General features: G+C 75.6%; 14 protein-coding genes. 6 read left to right on the top strand and 8 right to left on the bottom strand.

What is annotated here, in order from left to right:
- Positions 1–16: 16 nt before the first annotated feature.
- The 4 genes from O2V61_RS17855 to O2V61_RS17840 form a co-directional block, all read right to left on the bottom strand.
- Positions 17–796 (bottom strand): DivIVA domain-containing protein, encoded by a 780-nt coding sequence (locus O2V61_RS17855; RefSeq protein WP_269184614.1) that lies wholly within the window; start codon positions 794–796, stop codon positions 17–19.
- Entirely contained in the window at positions 793–1,932 is a 1,140-nt protein-coding gene (locus tag O2V61_RS17850; RefSeq protein ID WP_269184613.1) for a globin domain-containing protein, read from the bottom strand. The genes O2V61_RS17855 and O2V61_RS17850 overlap by 4 nt, the downstream gene beginning before the upstream one ends.
- Positions 1,933–2,150: 218 nt before the next feature.
- Complete coding sequence (locus O2V61_RS17845) at positions 2,151–3,464, bottom strand: glucose-6-phosphate dehydrogenase (RefSeq protein WP_269184612.1); 1,314 nt, start codon at positions 3,462–3,464, stop codon at positions 2,151–2,153.
- Positions 3,461–4,321 carry an NAD-dependent epimerase/dehydratase family protein gene (locus O2V61_RS17840; RefSeq protein ID WP_269184611.1) on the bottom strand — a complete coding sequence of 287 codons (861 nt, stop codon included), beginning with the start codon at positions 4,319–4,321 and terminating at the stop codon, positions 3,461–3,463. The genes O2V61_RS17845 and O2V61_RS17840 overlap by 4 nt, the downstream gene beginning before the upstream one ends.
- Before the next feature lie 90 nt (positions 4,322–4,411).
- Here O2V61_RS17840 and mug point away from each other — a divergent pair, with 90 nt between their 5' ends.
- A complete protein-coding gene (gene mug / locus O2V61_RS17835; RefSeq protein WP_269184610.1) occupies positions 4,412–4,957 on the top strand; it encodes a G/U mismatch-specific DNA glycosylase in 546 nt (181 codons plus the stop codon).
- Here mug and O2V61_RS17830 read toward each other — a convergent pair.
- The 3 genes from O2V61_RS17830 to O2V61_RS17815 form a co-directional block, all read right to left on the bottom strand.
- The gene (locus O2V61_RS17830; protein ID WP_442929182.1) at positions 4,947–6,026 is read right to left on the bottom strand and encodes an acetate/propionate family kinase; all 1,080 of its coding nucleotides are present in this window, start codon (positions 6,024–6,026) and stop codon (positions 4,947–4,949) included. The two genes, mug and O2V61_RS17830, sit on opposite strands and share 11 nt — an antisense overlap.
- Positions 6,023–8,422 carry a phosphoketolase family protein gene (locus O2V61_RS17820; RefSeq protein WP_269184609.1) on the bottom strand — a complete coding sequence of 800 codons (2,400 nt, stop codon included), beginning with the start codon at positions 8,420–8,422 and terminating at the stop codon, positions 6,023–6,025. The genes O2V61_RS17830 and O2V61_RS17820 overlap by 4 nt, the downstream gene beginning before the upstream one ends.
- A 98-nt stretch (positions 8,423–8,520) precedes the next feature.
- A complete protein-coding gene (locus O2V61_RS17815; protein ID WP_269184608.1) occupies positions 8,521–9,858 on the bottom strand; it encodes a M20 family metallopeptidase in 1,338 nt (445 codons plus the stop codon).
- Positions 9,859–9,982: 124 nt separating this feature from the next.
- On the opposite strand from O2V61_RS17815, the gene O2V61_RS17810 reads away from it, so the two are divergent.
- From O2V61_RS17810 to O2V61_RS17790, 5 genes are all read left to right on the top strand, one after another.
- Complete coding sequence (locus O2V61_RS17810; protein WP_269184607.1) at positions 9,983–11,011, top strand: Atu2307/SP_0267 family LLM class monooxygenase; 1,029 nt, start codon at positions 9,983–9,985, stop codon at positions 11,009–11,011.
- 235 nt (positions 11,012–11,246) lie between these two features.
- Positions 11,247–12,269 carry a lysylphosphatidylglycerol synthase transmembrane domain-containing protein gene (locus tag O2V61_RS17805; protein WP_269184606.1) on the top strand — a complete coding sequence of 341 codons (1,023 nt, stop codon included), beginning with the start codon at positions 11,247–11,249 and terminating at the stop codon, positions 12,267–12,269.
- Positions 12,270–12,345: 76 nt separating this feature from the next.
- A complete protein-coding gene (locus O2V61_RS17800) occupies positions 12,346–13,020 on the top strand; it encodes a class I SAM-dependent methyltransferase (RefSeq protein WP_269184605.1) in 675 nt (224 codons plus the stop codon).
- Positions 13,017–13,598 (top strand): hypothetical protein, encoded by a 582-nt coding sequence (locus tag O2V61_RS17795; RefSeq protein ID WP_269184604.1) that lies wholly within the window; start codon positions 13,017–13,019, stop codon positions 13,596–13,598. Before O2V61_RS17800 ends, O2V61_RS17795 begins: the two co-directional genes overlap by 4 nt.
- On the top strand, positions 13,595–13,972 hold the full coding sequence (locus O2V61_RS17790) for a DUF4267 domain-containing protein (RefSeq protein WP_269184603.1): 378 nt from the start codon (positions 13,595–13,597) through the stop codon (positions 13,970–13,972). The genes O2V61_RS17795 and O2V61_RS17790 overlap by 4 nt, the downstream gene beginning before the upstream one ends.
- 9 nt (positions 13,973–13,981) lie before the next feature.
- Here O2V61_RS17790 and O2V61_RS17785 read toward each other — a convergent pair whose 3' ends face one another.
- A complete protein-coding gene (locus O2V61_RS17785; protein WP_269184602.1) occupies positions 13,982–15,526 on the bottom strand; it encodes an ATP-dependent DNA ligase in 1,545 nt (514 codons plus the stop codon).
- Between the last annotated feature and the right edge of the window lie 53 nt (positions 15,527–15,579).

Raw genomic sequence — 15,579 nt, 5'->3', positions numbered from 1 at the left:
CGGGGCGTCGATCAGCTCAGGAGGAGGGGCGGGATGCCGGGACGGCCCCGGCCGGCTCGGTGTCGTCGGCGGTCGCGTTGGCGGCGAAGGCCACGTCCGGCCGGCCGCGCTCCAGCTGCTGGGGCCGGTTGCCGCGCGGCGGCGTGGGCAGCGCGCCCGGATGGGCCCGTCCCCACTCGGTCTCCACGTCGCTGAGCAGCGCCTCGAGGTAGGAGCGGAGCTGCACCCGGCAGGCCTGGCTGAAGGCCTTCAGGTAGGCGACCTGCTCCTGCAGCTCCTCGGACTCCGGCTGGGCACCGCTGACCACCGGGATGCCGTTGCCCCGGATGGCGGCGCCGGCCTCCTGGGCCGCCTGGATGATCGCGCCGGCCTTCTCCCGTGCGGCGGTGAGCTGCTCCTCGTACTGGGCGCGCGCCTCGCTGGTCATCTGCCGGCTGAAGTCCTCCGCCTCGGCGACGTACTCGTCGGCGGTCAGCTGGGCGGTGGCCAGGATGCCGACGGCCTGGTCGCTGGGGGAGGGGCGGGCCGCCACGGCGTCCACCTGCTCCTGCAGCTCCTGGACCTGCGCCCGGAGGCGGGCGTTCTCCTCGGCGAGCTGGACGTTCTCCCGCGCGAGCCGGCCGTTCTCGTCGCTGAGCTGGGCCAGCCCGTCGGCCGCCCGGGCCAGGACGGCGTCGACCTCCCGGTCGGTGTAGCCGGGGTGCAGCATGCTCGCCGGGGTGAAGTGGACGGCGCGGAGGTCGTCGGCCGTGGGCGGCCCTGCCTCGTAGCCGGAGCCGGTGTCGCTGGTGGTCATTCGGTCACCTTCCCGTCGAGAGTCGGGCTCGGTCGGCTGGGGGCGAACACCTCGGTGCGGATGCGCGCCATGGGGACCCCGGAGTGGATCAGACGGGTCACGGTGTCCTCGATCATGGCCGGGTTCCCGGCGACGTACACGTCCCGGCTGTTCCAGGGGCCGTGCCGCAGGACGACGTCACCGATGTCCCCGTGCTCGGAGGCCGAGCCCTTCTCCTGGGACACCGCCGGCGTCACGGTCAGCCACGGGTGCTCCTGCTCCAGCCGGCGCAGGTCGGCCCGGTCGTAGAACGCGTCCTCGGTCCGGGCGCCGACGAAGAGGTCGACCCGCCGGGCCGGTCCGTGCCGGGCGACCTGGTCGATGAGGGCCTTGAGCGGTGCCAGCCCGGTGCCGCCGGCGACCAGCAGCAGGTCGCGGTCGGAGTCGGTGTCCAGGCTCAGGTGCCCGACCGGTGGCCCGAGCCGCATGACGTCGCCCACCTGGGTCAGCCGGACCAGCGCGGAGCTGACCGGGCCGCCGTCCCGGGCCTTGACGTGCAGCTCCAGCACGCCGTCGGGTCGGGGGGCGTTGGCGGGGGAGTACCACCGCCACAGCCGCGGGCGCTGGTCGATCTCCAGGGAGACCGCCTGCCCCGGCAGGTACCCCAGGGGCGTCCGCGGGCGCACCTGCAGGACGGCGACGTCCAGCGTGCGGCGCTCGTGCGCGACGACCTCGGCCTCCCACCAGGCGGGCTGGTCGGCGGCCTCGTCGGCCGCGCCGATCATCACGTCGGCGATCAGGCCGTACGCCTCGGTCCAGGAGGCGGCCAGCTCGTCGTCCCACTCCTCGTCGAAGTGCTCGAGGGTGGCGAGCAGGCTGGCCCCGACCGCGGGGTAGTGGGCGGCGAGCGCGCCGAACTTGCGGTGGTCCCGCCCGAGCTGCTGCAGGATCGGCACCAGGGCGTCGAGGTCGTCGACCCGGGACATCACCTCACCCAGGGCGGCGAACAGCCGGTCCCGCTGGGTGGCCATGGACACCGGGAACATCTCCCGCGTCTCCGGGTGGGTCAGGAACAGGTGGGAGTAGAACCACAGCGGGACCTGGTCTCCGTGGGCGGCCGCCTTGGCGAAGCTCGCCCGCATCGCGGGGATGTCCACTCGCTCGGTCCTCCTCCTGGTCGGCGTTCGGTGCGCCCCTCAGCGCCGGTGCTGCCTGCCGGTGCTCACCGCCGGTAGCCGGAGGGCCACGGACTCGACGGCGAGTCTGGTCGCTCCGCACGGTCGATGCCAGTCGTGGATCACCAGGTGGACCGGGCGGTGGGCGACTCGGTGGAGCCCCACCGACTCACCGCCCGAGCTCCGGCGGTGAGTCGTGGTCAGCGGTCTCCGGGCGGCCCGGCGGAGCCGGCGGGGTAGCTCAGCAGCGGGGGCTCGCCGGCGGCCCAGGCCTGCAGCACCGGGTCGACGAACCGCCAGGCCTCCTCGGCCTCCGCCGCGCTGACCGCGGTCCGGCTGCTGCCGGACAGCAGGTCGGTGAGCACCGCGCTGTAGGCGCTGCGCTCACCCGGTGCGTGCACCGCGACCCCGGCGGTGTCCTGCTCGGCGCCGTCGAGGGGGATCTCCAGCCGGTCGTCGGCGACCCGGGTGACCCCCGGGGGGAGGGCGCCGGGTGCGGGCGCGCGCAGGTGCAGCGCCACCCGCTTGCGGTCGGCCGCCAGCGCCTTGCCGGTCCGCAGCACGAACCGGGTGCCGGCCCAACGGGGCGTGTCGACCACGAACCCCAGCTCGGCGAAGGTCTCGGTGCACCGGGCCGGGTCGACGCCGTCCTCCTCCACGTAGCCCCGCGTGGCCGGGCCGGCGGTGTAGTGCGCCCGGCGGGTGGCCGCCACCTCGGGCACCTGCACCGACCGGAGCAGGTCCAGCCGGGCCCGGTGCAGGTCGTCCTCGGCGCGCGTCTCCGGCAGCTCCATCGCCAGCACGGTCAGCACTTGGACCAGGTGGTTCTGCAGCACGTCGCGCACCGCGCCGGTCCGGTCGTAGAAGCCGGCCCGGCCGCCGACGTCCAGCGTCTCCTCCCAGGCGACGTCGACCCGGGCGAGGTGCTCGCCGCTCCACCGCCCGGCCAGGGCGCCGCCCGGCCGGCGGAGCGCGAGCAGCTCGGCCACGGCCGGCATGCCGAGGAAGTGGTCGACCCGGAAGGCGGCCTGCCCGTCGTCGCCGGTCGCCTGCGCCAGCAGCGCGTTCAGCGCCTGCGCGTCGGCCAGGTCCCGGCCGAAGGGCTTCTCCACCGCGATCCGGCTGCCCCGCGGGAGCCCGGCTGCGCCCAGCGCGCGGACGGTCGCGGGGAACAGCACGGGCGGCAGGGCCAGGTAGGCGGCGACCGGGCCGCTGCCGGTGAAGGCGGAGACCGCGGTCGCCACGGAGCCCGGCTCGGTCAGGTCCACCCGGCGGTAGCGGGCGGCGTCCACCAGTGCCTGCCGGGCAGCTGCGGGCAGGTCGCCGGCGTGCTCCTGCAGCCGGGTGGCGACGTGCTCGGCGAACCGGGCGCCGTCCCAGTCCTGCTCGGCGGCGCCGACCAGCTGCAGCTCCGCCGGGAGCCGCCCGGCCGCGAGCACCCCGGCCAGGGCGGGCAGCAGGAAGCGGCCGGCCAGGTCGCCGGTGGCGCCGAACAGGAGGAGCCGGGTGATCACCGGCCCACGGAGTCGCGCCAGGAGTGCTCGGGGGCGAACCCGAGCACCCGGCGGGCCTTGTCGATCGACAGCAGGGTGTCGTGCGTGCCGACGTCCCGGCGCTGCGGGACGTCCGGGAACTGGGCCGCCAGCAGCTCGGCGTTCGGCCGGGCGGAGACCGTGTCGGCGTTGGCGACGATGAACACGTCGGCCCCGGGCTCGCCGTGCTCCAGGCCGCGCCGGACCGCCTGGGCGCCGTCGCGGGCGTCGATGTAGCCCCACAGGTTCCAGCGCCGCAGGGCCGGGTCGGCGTCGTAGCCGGCGAACGCGGCGTAGTCCTCGGGGTACATCACGTTGCTGAACCGCAGCCCGGTCATCGACAGGTCCGGGTGCCAGCGGCACAGCTGCCGGGCCAGCTCCTCCTCCAGCGTCTTGACCAGCGAGTACGTGGTCGTCGGCCGGGGCGCGTACTCCTCGTCGACCGGGACGTAGGGCGGGTCCTCGTCGAAGGGCAGCCCGAGCACCGTCTCGCTGGAGGCCCAGACGATCTTCCGGACGCCGGCCCGCAGCGCGGCGCTGTAGACGTTGTACGAGGCGGTCACGTTGTTGGCGAAGGTGGCCGCGTTCGGCATCAGGCCCGGGGCCGGGACGGCGGCCAGGTGCACCAGTGCGTCGATCGGGGTGCGGTGCTCGTCGAACCCGGCCAGCGCCTCGATCGTCTGGCCGGCGTCGGTGAGGTCGACGACCGCGGACTCCACGTCGGACCGGGGGCTGGGCGTCCGGTCCAGGGCGAGGACGTCCCAGCCGTGCTCGCGCAGGTGGGTGACCACCGCCCGGCCGAGCTTGCCGCTGCTGCCGGTGACTGCTGCCCGCGCCATGGTTCTCCTCTGTCCTTCGGTCGATGTGCCCGGGACAGCCTGGCCCGTGGCCGGCGTGCCCGCACACCTGGGGGCGGGACACTGGACGCCATGACCGAGCCCGAGACCGGTGCCGGCCGGCCCAAGCCGGTGCCCGACCTGATCGCCCCGGGGCTGGACGTGCTGTTCTGCGGGATCAACCCGTCGCTGCGCTCGGCGGAGACCGGTCAGCACTTCGCCCGGCCGGGCAACCGGTTCTGGCCCGCCCTGCACCTGGCCGGCCTCACCCCGCGCCGGCTGGGTCCGGCCGACGGCCCGGAGCTGCTGGGCTGCGGGATCGGGGTGACCAACGTCGTCGACCGGCCGACCCGGACGGCGGCCGAGCTCGACCCGGCCGAGCTGCGCGCCGGCGCAGCGCAGCTCGAGGCCCTGGTGGCCCGGTACCGGCCGCGGGTGCTCGCCGTCCTCGGGGTCACCGCCTGGCGGCTGGCGTTCGACCGGCCGCGGGCCACGCTGGGCCGCCAGCCCGAGCGGATCGGCGGGGTCACCACCTGGGTGGCGCCCAACCCCAGCGGGCTCAACGCCCACCACCAGCTGCCCGACCTGGCCCGGCTCTACCGGGAGCTGCGCGACGCCCCGTCGGAGGTCAGCGGCTGAGGTCGCGGAGCACCCGGCGGGCCTGCCGGTCCAGCACGATCTCCTCGTCGGCGGGGACGACCAGCGTGCGCACCGTGGCCCCGGCACCGGACAGGTCGCCCGGGGCGGAGGCCGCGGCGTCCAGGACGACGCCGAGGTGGGCCAGCCGGGCAGCGACCGCGGCCCGCACCGTCGCCGAGTGCTCGCCCACGCCGCCGGTGAAGACGAGGGTGTCCAGGCCGCCCAGCACCGCGGTGCAGCCGGCGACGGCGACCGCCACCGATCGGCTGAGGACGTCGAGGGCCAGCCGGCTGTCGGCGTCCCCGTCCTCCGCCCGGGCGGTGATCTCCCGGACGTCGGTGGAGCCGGCGATCCCGGCCAGCCCCGAGCGGTGGTCGACCAGGTCGCGGAGCTGCTCGACCGACCAGCCCCGGTCGGCCAGGAACAGCAGTGCGTCGGGGTCCAGGTCGCCGCTGCGGCTCGCCGACGGGATCCCGCCGGTGGGGGAGAAGCTCATCGTGGTCGCCAGCGAGCGCCCCTCCGCCACCGCGGTGACGCTGCAGCCGCCGCCGAGGTGGGCGACGACGGCCCGCCCCAGCTCGGGCACCGTGTCGACCACGTGCTGGAGGTTGAGCCCGTGGAAGCCGTAGCGCCGCACCCCGAGGGCGTCGACCTCGGCCGGCAGCGGCAGCCGCCGGGCCTCCTCGGGCAGGTCGGCGTGGAACGCGGTGTCGAAGCAGGCGACCTGCGGCAGGCCGGGCCACTGCGCCCGGGCGGCCTCGATCTCCGCGACGTCCCCGGGGAGGTGCAGCGGGGCGAACGGCGCAAGCGCCCGCAGCGAGGCGAGCAGCTCGTCGTCCACCAGCGCCGGGCGGACGTGGTCCGGGCCGCCGTGCACCACCCGGTGGGCGACGGCGACGAGCTCGATGCCCTCGGCGGCCACCCGGTCGGCCAGCTCGGCGACCGCGGTGCGGGCGTCGTCGACCGGCCGGGTGACGTGCACGTCGAGCAGCCGCTGCCCGGCCGCGTCGTGCACGGCGGCCTTCAGCGAGCGGGAGCCGGGGTTGACCGCCAGGACGGCGGCGGTCACGGGCGCCCCGCCCCCCAGGTCCAGTCCCGGACCTCCGGCATGTCCTCCAGGTGCTCGCGGACGTACCCGTGGTGCCGGTCGAGCTGCTCGCGGCAGAACCGGACCAGCTCCGCGCCCCGCTCCGGTGCCCGCCGGGAGCGCCGCAGCGCCTCGATCACCAGGTGGTACCGGCTCATCCGGTTGAGCACCACCATGTCGAAGGGGGTGGTCGTCGTCCCCTGCTCCTCGAAGCCGCGCACGTGGAAGCGGCCCGGGTCGGGGCGGCCGTGCAGCAGCTGGTGCACCGCCCGGGGGTAGCCGTGGAAGGCGAAGACGACGTCGGTGTCACCGGTGAACAGCTGGTCGAAGTGCTTCTCGGAGAACCCGTGCGGGTGGTCGTCCGGGGGCAGCAGGCCCATCAGGTCGATCACGTTCACCATCCGGACCCGCAGCGCGGGCACCCACTCCCGCAGCAGTTCGGCGGCGGCCAGGGTCTCCATCGTCGGGACGTCGCCGGCCGCGGCGAGGACGACGTCCGGCTCCGCCTGCCCGTCGTCCTCGGTGCCGGCCCAGTCCCACACCGACGCCCCGGCCGCCGCGTGCGCGTGCGCCTGCTCCAGCGTCAGGTACTGCAGGTGCGGCTGCTTGTCGGCGATCAGCAGGTTGACGTGGTCGGTGCTCTGCAGGCAGTGCTCGGCGACCGAGAGCAGGGTGTTCGCGTCCGGCGGCAGCCAGACCCGCACCACCCGTGGTGACAGCGGGATCACCGTGTCCAGCAGGCCGGGGCCCTGGTGGCTGAAGCCGTTGTGGTCGTTGCGCCAGCAGGTGCTCGTCAGCAGGATCGTGAGCGAGGAGACCGGCGCCCGCCAGGGCAGCGTGGCGGCGTGCTGCAGCCACTTCACGTGCTGGATCACCATCGAGGCGCTCACCATGGCGAAGGCCTCGTAGGTGGCGAAGAGGCCGTGCCGGCCGGACAGCAGGTAGCCCTCCAGCCAGCCCTGGCACAGGTGCTCCGACAGCACCTCCATGACCCGGCCGTGCGGGGAGAGGTGGTCGTCGGTGGGCAGCACCTCGGCCTGCAGGCAGCGGTCGGTCACCTCGAACACCGACTGGAGCCGGTTGCTGGCCGTCTCGTCGGGACAGAACAGCCGGAAGGTCCCGCCGCCGTCCTCGGTGGTGGTGCGGGCGTAGACGTCGCGCAGCAGCTCACCGAGCGGGTGGGTGGTCTGGGCGTAGGTGGTGGCCGGTGCAGGGACGTCGACGGCGTAGGACTCCAGCGGGGGCAGGTCCAGCGGGGTGCGCCGGAGCCCGCCGTTCGCGTACGGCGTCGCGCCCATCCGCAGGTCGCCCTCGGGGGCCAGCGCCGCCAGCTCGGGCACCAGCGCGCCCTCGGCGGTGAAGAGGGTCTCGGGGGAGTAGGAGCGCAGCCAGTCCTCCAGCAGGGCCAGGTGCGCGCCGTCGGTCTGCACCCCCGACAGCGGCACCTGGTGCGCGCGGAAGGTGCCCTCGATCTGCACGCCGTCGACCTGCGCCGGGCCGGTCCAGCCCTTGGGCGTGCGCAGCACGATCGCCGGCCAGCCCGGGCGCAGGTCCTCGGCCCCGCCGCGGGCGGCGGCCTGGATCTCCCGGATCCGGTCGTGCGAGGTGCGCACCGCGGCCTCCAGGTCCCGGAACACCTGGCGCGGGTCGTCGCCGGCGACGAACACCGGCGCCCAGCCCTGGCTGCTCAGGTAGTCGGCGACCTCCTCGTCCGACGACCGGCCCCACACCGTCGGACTGTTGATCTTGTACCCGTTCAGGTGCAGCACCGGCAGGACGGCGCCGTCCCGGCGGGCGTCCAGGAAGGCCGGGATCTTCCAGGAGCCCGACAGCGGGCCGGTCTCCGCCTCCCCGTCACCGACCACGCAGGCGACCAGCAGGTCGGGGGAGTCGAAGGCCGCGCCGGCGGCGTGCACCAGGGCGTAGCCGAGCTCGCCACCCTCGTGGATGCTGCCCGGGGTCTGCACGCTCACGTGGCTGGGGATGCCGCCGGGGGTGGAGAACTGCCGGAACAGCCGGTGCACCCCCGCGGCGTCGCCGCTCACCTGCGGGTAGATCTCGCTGTAGCTGCCCTCCAGGTAGGTGGCGGCCACGAGCGCCGGGCCGCCGTGCCCCGGGCCGGCGATGTAGAGGCAGGGCGTGCCGGTGCGTCGGATCAGCCGGTTGAGCTGCACGTACAGCGCCGACAGGCCGGGGCTGGTGCCCCAGTGACCGAGCAGCCGCGGCTTGACGTCGGTGTGCTCGAGCGGCCGGCCGAGCAGCGCGTTGTCCCGCAGGTAGATCTGGCCCACGGTGAGGTAGTTGGCCGCGGCCCACCACCGCAGGTCCAGGTCGAGCTCCTCGTCGGGGTAGTCCGCCGTCGTCGCCTGCTGGGTCATGGGCTCCACACTGTCGGTCGCGGGTGAACGCCGGGGGTCCGGCACTGGTTGCGATCGTGTGCGGACCGGGCCACCGGGCGCACGGGTCGAAGGTCCCGTCAGCCCAGCAGGTCGGCCAGCTCCAGGACGCCGCCGGCCGCCTCGAACTCGGCCCGGGCCGCGGCGAGCACGGCCGGGTCGACCAGCGCGTCCAGCGCGGTGAGCGCCAGGCCGACCGCGCCGTCGAGCACGGCCCGGTCACCGGCCGGGGAGGCGGCGGCCGCGGCGAAGCCGGTCGTGTGCATCGACGTCTCCGGCCCGGCGATGGCGATCATCGGGTGGATCGAGGGCACCCGGACGCTGACGTTGCCCAGGTCGGTCGACCCGGCCAGCGACGCCGGGGTCACCCCGGGCGGGAGGGCGGTGCGGCCGCGGCGGGCCTGGTGGCGGGTCCACCGGGCGGCTAGCTCCAGGTTGGCCCGGATCGGCAGGTAGGCCGGCAGCTCGTCCCAGAACAGCTCGTACCCGCAACCGGTCATCGCCGCCGCGCCGGCCATGACCGCCTCCATCCGGCGGCTCAGGTCGGCCAGCGTCTCCGGCATCGCGGAGCGCACGTAGTACAGCGCCTCGGCGGTCTCCGGGACGACGTTGGGCCGCTGCCCGCCGTCGGTGATCACCCCGTGCACCCGGTCGGTGTCCGGGACGTGCTGGCGCAGCATCGCCACGCCGGTGTAGCCGGCCACCACGGCGTCCAGCGCGTTGCGGCCCATGAACGGCTGGGCCGAGGCGTGCGCGGCGATGCCGGTGTACACCACCCGCAGCTGGCGGCGGCCGAGGAACGGCTGCACCGCGGCGTCGTAGGAGAACGGGTGCAGCATCACCACGGCGTCGACGCCGTCGAAGGCGCCGGCGCGGGCCATCAGCTCCTTGCCGCCGCCGCCCTCCTCGGCCGGGGTGCCCAGCAGCAGCACGGTCCCCTCGACCCCGCCGTCGGCCAGCACGGCGGCCAGCCCGAGGAAGGCCCCCACGGCAGACGCGCAGATGACGTTGTGGCCGCAGCCGTGGCCGATGCCGGGCAGCGCGTCGTACTCGGCCAGCACCGCCACCGTCGGACCGCCGCTGCCGATGCTGGCCCGCAGCGCCGTCTCCAGGCCGAAGGCGCCGACCTCCGCCTCGATCCCGGAGCGAGCCAGCAGGTCGGCCACCGCCCGGGCCGATCGGTGTTCGGAGTACCCCTCCTCGGGGTGGGCGTGCAGGTCGTGGCTGAGCGCCAGCAGGTCCGCCGACACCGACTCGATCGCCTGCTCGGCCCGGGCCAGCAGTTCCTCGGGGGCGCCGGCGTGCGCGGAGGAGAGTGGTTCGGCGGTGGCGGCCGCGCGGTCGGTGGCCGCCCGCAGCTCGTCCAGGTGGGCGGGGTCCGCCGGGCGGGGGAGCCGGGCGTCGACGGGGTCGGTCATGTGCCGTGTCTACCCGGTCGGGTGGCGCCGCGGAGACCGGCCGGGAACGATCTCGGTCGGCAAGTGGTTGAGCGCTTGACGGACGCCGGCCCCTCGTCGTCCGCGACATCCTCTGGAGGACCCCATGCACCTCGGCGTCGACAGCTTCGTCTCGGCAGTGACCGACCCCACCACCGAGCGCCTCGTCGGGCCCGAGGAGCGGATGGCTGACCTGCTGGAGGAGATCGAGCTCGCCGATCGCGTGGGGCTGTACTCCTTCGGCATCGGTGAGCACCACCGCAGCGAGTACTACGACTCGGCGCCGGCGATCATCCTCGCCGCGGCCGCGGCGCGGACCTCACGGATCCGGCTGGGCAGCGCGGTGACCGTGCTCAGCGCCGCCGACCCGGTGCGGGTGTTCCAGCAGTTCGCCACCCTCGACCTGATCGCCAAGGGCCGGATCGACCTGGTCGTCGGGCGCGGTTCGTTCACCGAGGCCTTCCCGCTGTTCGGGCTCTCGCTGGGCGACTACGACACGCTGTTCAGCGAGAAGCTCGACCTGCTGCTGAAGATCCGCGACTCCGAGCAGGTGACCTGGTCCGGCCGGCACCGCCCGGCGCTGACCGGCCAGGGCGTCTACCCGCGGCCACTGCAGGACCCGCTGCCGGTCTGGGTCGGCGTCGGCGGCAGCCCGGAGTCCTTCGCCCGGGCCGGCCTGCTGGGCCTGCCGCTCATGGTGGCGATCATCGGCGGCGAGCCCCGCCAGTTCGCGCCGCTCATCGACCTCTACCGCCGCGCCGGTGCGCAGGCCGGGCACGCCCCCGAGAAGCTCCAGGTGGGGCTGCACGTGTTCGGCTTCGTCGCCGACAGCGACCAGGTGGCCGCGGACACCATCTACCCGGGGTGGCACGAGATGTTCGCCAAGATCTCCCGCGAGCGCGGCTTCTCCCAGCCGTCCCGGGCCCAGTTCGACGCCACGAGCGGGCCGAACGGCGCCTTCTTCATGGGCGACCCGGACACCGTGGCGGAGAAGCTCGTCCGGATCTCCGGGCAGCTCGGCGGCGTCGACCGGATCTCCTTGCAGATGACCAACCCCCGGCTCGCGCACGCCGACCTGCTCCGCGGCATCGAGCTCCTCGGCACAGAGGTCGCCCCGAAGGTCGCCTCCGCCTGACCCCGGCCGCCCGCTCCTGAGCACTGTGCGCTGGTGGCGGGTCCCGGTCACGGAACCCGCCGCCAGCGCACACCATCTGGAGGTGCCCGACCGCTCGCCGACCCCTGATGTGTGCCGGATGTGTGGGGACGACGACCATGTGTGTGTGAGCGGAGGAGGAGTGACGGGGGCGCCGCAGGCGCAGGGCCCGGCCTCCGGGGCGTCTCCGACCGGTCGCCGGAGCGCTCGCCGGCGGGTGCGGAACATCGTGCTGCGGGCCGTCCTGCTCGTCGCGGTCGGTGTCGGGATCGTCGTCTTCCACGACCGGATCGCCGAGTGGTGGGACGGCCTGGTCGGCATCGCGTGGTCGTGGGTCGCCCTCGCCGCTCTGACCCAGTTCCTCTCCCTGCACTTCCTGGTCCTGCAGCAGCTCGTGCTGGTGCGCGCGGGCGGTGGCACCGTCCCGCTGCGCCACGCCACGACCACCATCTACGCGGGCAACACCATCGCCTCGACGGTGCCGGTGGCCGGAGCCCCGGCGAGCGCGGCGTACACCTACCGCCGGCTGCACGCGCTCGGCAACAGCCCTGCGCTGGTGGGCTGGGCGCTGGCGGTCTCCGGGATCGCAGCCACGGCCACGTTGGCGGTCGTCCTGGCTGTGGGGTCCGCGGCGACCGGGTCGCTGTGGGGGGCGCTCGGCGCCTTCTTCGCCACCGCGGCCGGCGTCGTGCCGGTGCTGTGCCTCGTGCTGGTGCTCCGGCACGAGCGGTCGCGCACCGTCGTCGTCCGGCTCGCCACGCGCGTCGTCACCCTGCTGGCCCGGTGGGTCCGGTCGCTGCGCGGACGGGACGTCGCGCGGCGGATCGACGAGCTGCTGACCTCACTGGGCGCCTTCCGGCTGTCCTTCGGTACCGCGACCGCCGCCGGCCTGTTCGCGTTGGCCAACTGGGTGCTGGACGTCGCTGCCCTGGCCCTGGCCCTGGTGGCCGTGGGTGCGCCGATCCCGTGGCAGGGCCTGCTGCTCGCCTGGGCCGCCGGCGCACTGGCCTCCTCGGCGCGGCTGACCCCCGGTGGCATCGGGGTCGTGGAGGCGGCACTGGCCTCCGCGCTGATCGCCGTCGCCGGCCTGCCGGCCAGCGAGGCGGTGCCGGCCGTGCTGGTCTACCGGCTGGTCAGCCTGTGGCTGCCCGTCGGCATCGGGGCGCTCCTCCTCCTGGCGGACCCGGGCTCGACGGCGCGCGGAGGCCGGCGCCGGCACGCCAGCACCCCCGCGAGCTGACCGCCACCACCACCGGTGGCACCGTCCGTGGACGCCGTCCCGTTTCGCCCGGTTCCCGGCGGGCACACCGGCTGGCGTGCCTGACCTCCCCGAGCACTCCTCGTCCGGCCCGGCCACCTCACGCGGCGACCGGGCACCCGGCGTCCCACCCACGTTCGTCGACGGCACCCGGCTGTGGGTCGACGCCCGGCTGCGGGCGCTCGTCCAGGCCCGCATCGAGGCCCGGCTGCTGCTCCGGCTCGGCGGGCCGGTGCCCGACGGCCGGGTGCTGGAGCTGGGCACCGGCCGTCGCGGCACCGGCCTGCGGTCGGCGCTGGACACCTTCCAGGCCGCGCACGCCGACGGGGTCGAGCTGTTCCCCGCCAGCGTGGCGGACTGCCGTGCCGCGGTGCGCGACCTCGGCGACCGGGTGCAGGTCAGCGAGGGCGACGCGACCCGGCTGAGCGCAGCGGACGCCTCCTACGACGCGGTGTTCGGCTGGCACGTGCTGCACCACACCGACGACTGGCGGGCGGTGGTGGCCGAGGCGGCGCGGGTGCTGCGCCCCGGCGGCCGGCTCTACTCCTGCGAGATGACCGCCCGGTTCATCGACAGCCGGGTGCTCCGCGCGGTCTCCGCCCACCCGGCCGACGGCGACCGCCCGACCCCGGCGGCCATGGCCGAGGCGTGCCGCGCCGCCGGGCTGACGGTCACTTCCCAGGAGACCCGGCTGGCCGGCTGCTGGACGGCGCTCGTCGCCACCCGGTCGTGAGCGAGGGGGCGCCAGCGCAGGGGACGGGCGGCACCCTCGGCACGGCGGTCCGGCTGCTGCGCCGGCACGCCCCGGCCGCCTTCCTCGCCGCCGCGGCCGCCGCCGCGGTCAACGCCGTCCCCGACGTGCTGCGGCACGTCCTGGTCTGGGACGACCCCCGGCTCTGGACCGCACTGGCCGTCGACGTCGTCGGGTTCCTGACCGGCCTGGTCGCCCAGCTGTGGGTGACCGGGGCGGTCGCCGGCCTGCTCGACGGCGGGCGGCTCACCCCCTCCGGTGCGCTGCGGCGCGGGGTCGCGCTCGCGGTGCGGGCCGTGCGGCGAGCGCCCGGGACGGTGCTGGCCGGGGTGGTCACCGGGGGAGCGGTGTCCGCGCTGCTGACCCTGCCGGCCTCCGTGGCGGCGCTGGGCTTCGACCGGGTGCTGGGGCCACTGGACTCACCCGACGTCGGAGCCTTCGCCGTCGCCACCGTCAGCGACTTCGTGGCCAGCACGGCCACGCTGCCGTACCTGGCGTTCGTGCTCGTCCTGGTGGCGACCGGTTGGCGGGCCGGGCAGCCGGGCACCAGCCGGGCATGACGTTGAACTGGGACGTGACCCGCAAGAGCATCGGGACGCTGTCGATCTGGTTGGGCACCGGCGCCCTGTTCGCACCCCGGGCGATGACCCGGGTGCTGGGGGTCGACCAGCGCGCCAGCAGCAACGACGTCGCCCTCCCGCTGCTGGTCCGGTTGATCGCCGCCCGGAACATCGCGATGGGCGCGGCGTTGCTGGTCACCCCCGTGCCCCAGGCCCGGCGCACCACGGAGGTCACCCTGCTGCTCACCGCGCTGGACGGAGCCGCCGTCCTGGTGGGCCGGCGCGGCGGGGACGTGGCCGACCGGAGCGTCGGGCTGTCGATGACCGTCCTCGGGCTGGCCGCCGCCGGCGCCGCCCACTGGCACCGCCGCTGACCGACCCGGTCAGTCGGCCGCCGGCCCGCCGGCGAGCAGGGCACGCACCGCGTCGATGGTGTCGGCCTCGGCCGGGGACTTGTCCGGGCGGTAGCGCAGCACCCGGGCGAACCGCAGCGCGACCCCGCCGGGGTAGCGGGTGCTGCGCTGGGCGCCGTCCACGGCGATCTCCACCACCAGCTCCGGGCGCAGCAGCACACCCCACTCCGGCTGCTCGGCGGCGTGCCCCGGGAACGTCCGGGTCTGCCAGGCCAGCAGCTCGTCGGTCATCCCCTTGAACGTCTTGCCGACCATCACCGGCTCACCGCCGTCGGGGTCGCGGGCGCCGAGGTGGATGTTGGAGAGCGAACCCGCGCGCCGGCCGTACCCCCACTCCGCGCCGAGCACCACCAGGTCCAGGGTGTGCACCGGCTTCACCTTCTGCCACGCCTTGCCGCGGCGCCCGGCGGCGTACGGCGCGTCCAGTGCCTTCACCACCACCCCCTCGTGCCCGGCGGTCAGCGCGCCGTCGAGAACGCCGGCCGCCTCCTCCGGGGTGGGCCGGCGCACGCCGGGCATCCGCAGCGCCGCGTGCGCGTCGTCGGCCAGCAGCCCGGCCAGCGCGTCCAGCCGCACCGCCAACGGCTCGTCCAGCAGGTCCCGGCCGTCCAGGTGCAGCGCGTCGAAGAAGAACGGGCTGAGCAGCACGCCGGCGTCCGCGCTGTCGCTGCCGAAGCGGCTCATCGTGTCCTGGAAGGCGCGCGGCCGGCCGTCGTCGTCCAGCGCGAGGGTCTCCCCGTCCAGCACCGCGGTCTCGCACGGCAGCGCCCGGATCCGCTCCACCAGCTCCGGCACGCCGTCGGTCACCTCCCGCAGCGAACGGGTCCACACCCGGACGACGTCGCCGTCCCGGTGCACCTGGATGCGGGCGCCGTCGAGCTTGAACTCGACGGTCACCTCCGCGCCGAGGTCGGCGAGCGCCGCGTCCAGCGAGGACCCGGGACTGGCCAGCATCGGCCGCACCGGGCGGCCCACCTCCAGCCGCACCGCCGCCAGCGCCGCCACCCCACCGGTCAGCGCCAACGCGGCGGTCTCCGGCAGCCGGCCGGACAGCATGAAGGCCCGGCGGACGACGGCGGCCGGCACCTCGGCCGCAGCGGCGACCGCGTCCAGCACGACGCCCTCCAGTGCACCCTGGCGGAGCTCGCCGGTGAGCAGCCGGACCAGGAAGTGGTGCTCCTCCGGGGTGGCCGCGGCCAGCAGCCCGCCGAGGACGGCGTCGCGCCGCGCCGCCGACCCGGCCCCCGCCGTCCCGGCCAGCTCGGTCAGCGCCGCGTCGACCCCCGGGACGGTCAGCGTCGGCGCGTCCGCGGCACCCCCGCCCAGCCGGGACAGGGTGCGCCAGCCGACCCCGAGCCGCCCCTGGCGCGGCTCCCCGGCCAGCCATCCGGTGACCGGCACGACCTCCTCGGGGTCCGCCGCCCGCAGCAGCATGGCGATGGCCGCGGCCTTGGCGGTGCGGGACCGGGTGGCCGTGACCGCGGTGGACGCGGCGAGGACGTCGGCGAGCAGCACCCGGTCATGTTCCCAGTCCGGTCGGCGGCAGCACTCCCGTTCCACGCTCGGAC

Source organism: Modestobacter sp. VKM Ac-2985, assembly GCF_026967925.1.
Taxonomy (GTDB): Bacteria; Actinomycetota; Actinomycetes; order Mycobacteriales; family Geodermatophilaceae; genus Modestobacter.
This window is presented reverse-complemented; position numbering and strand designations above follow the sequence as displayed.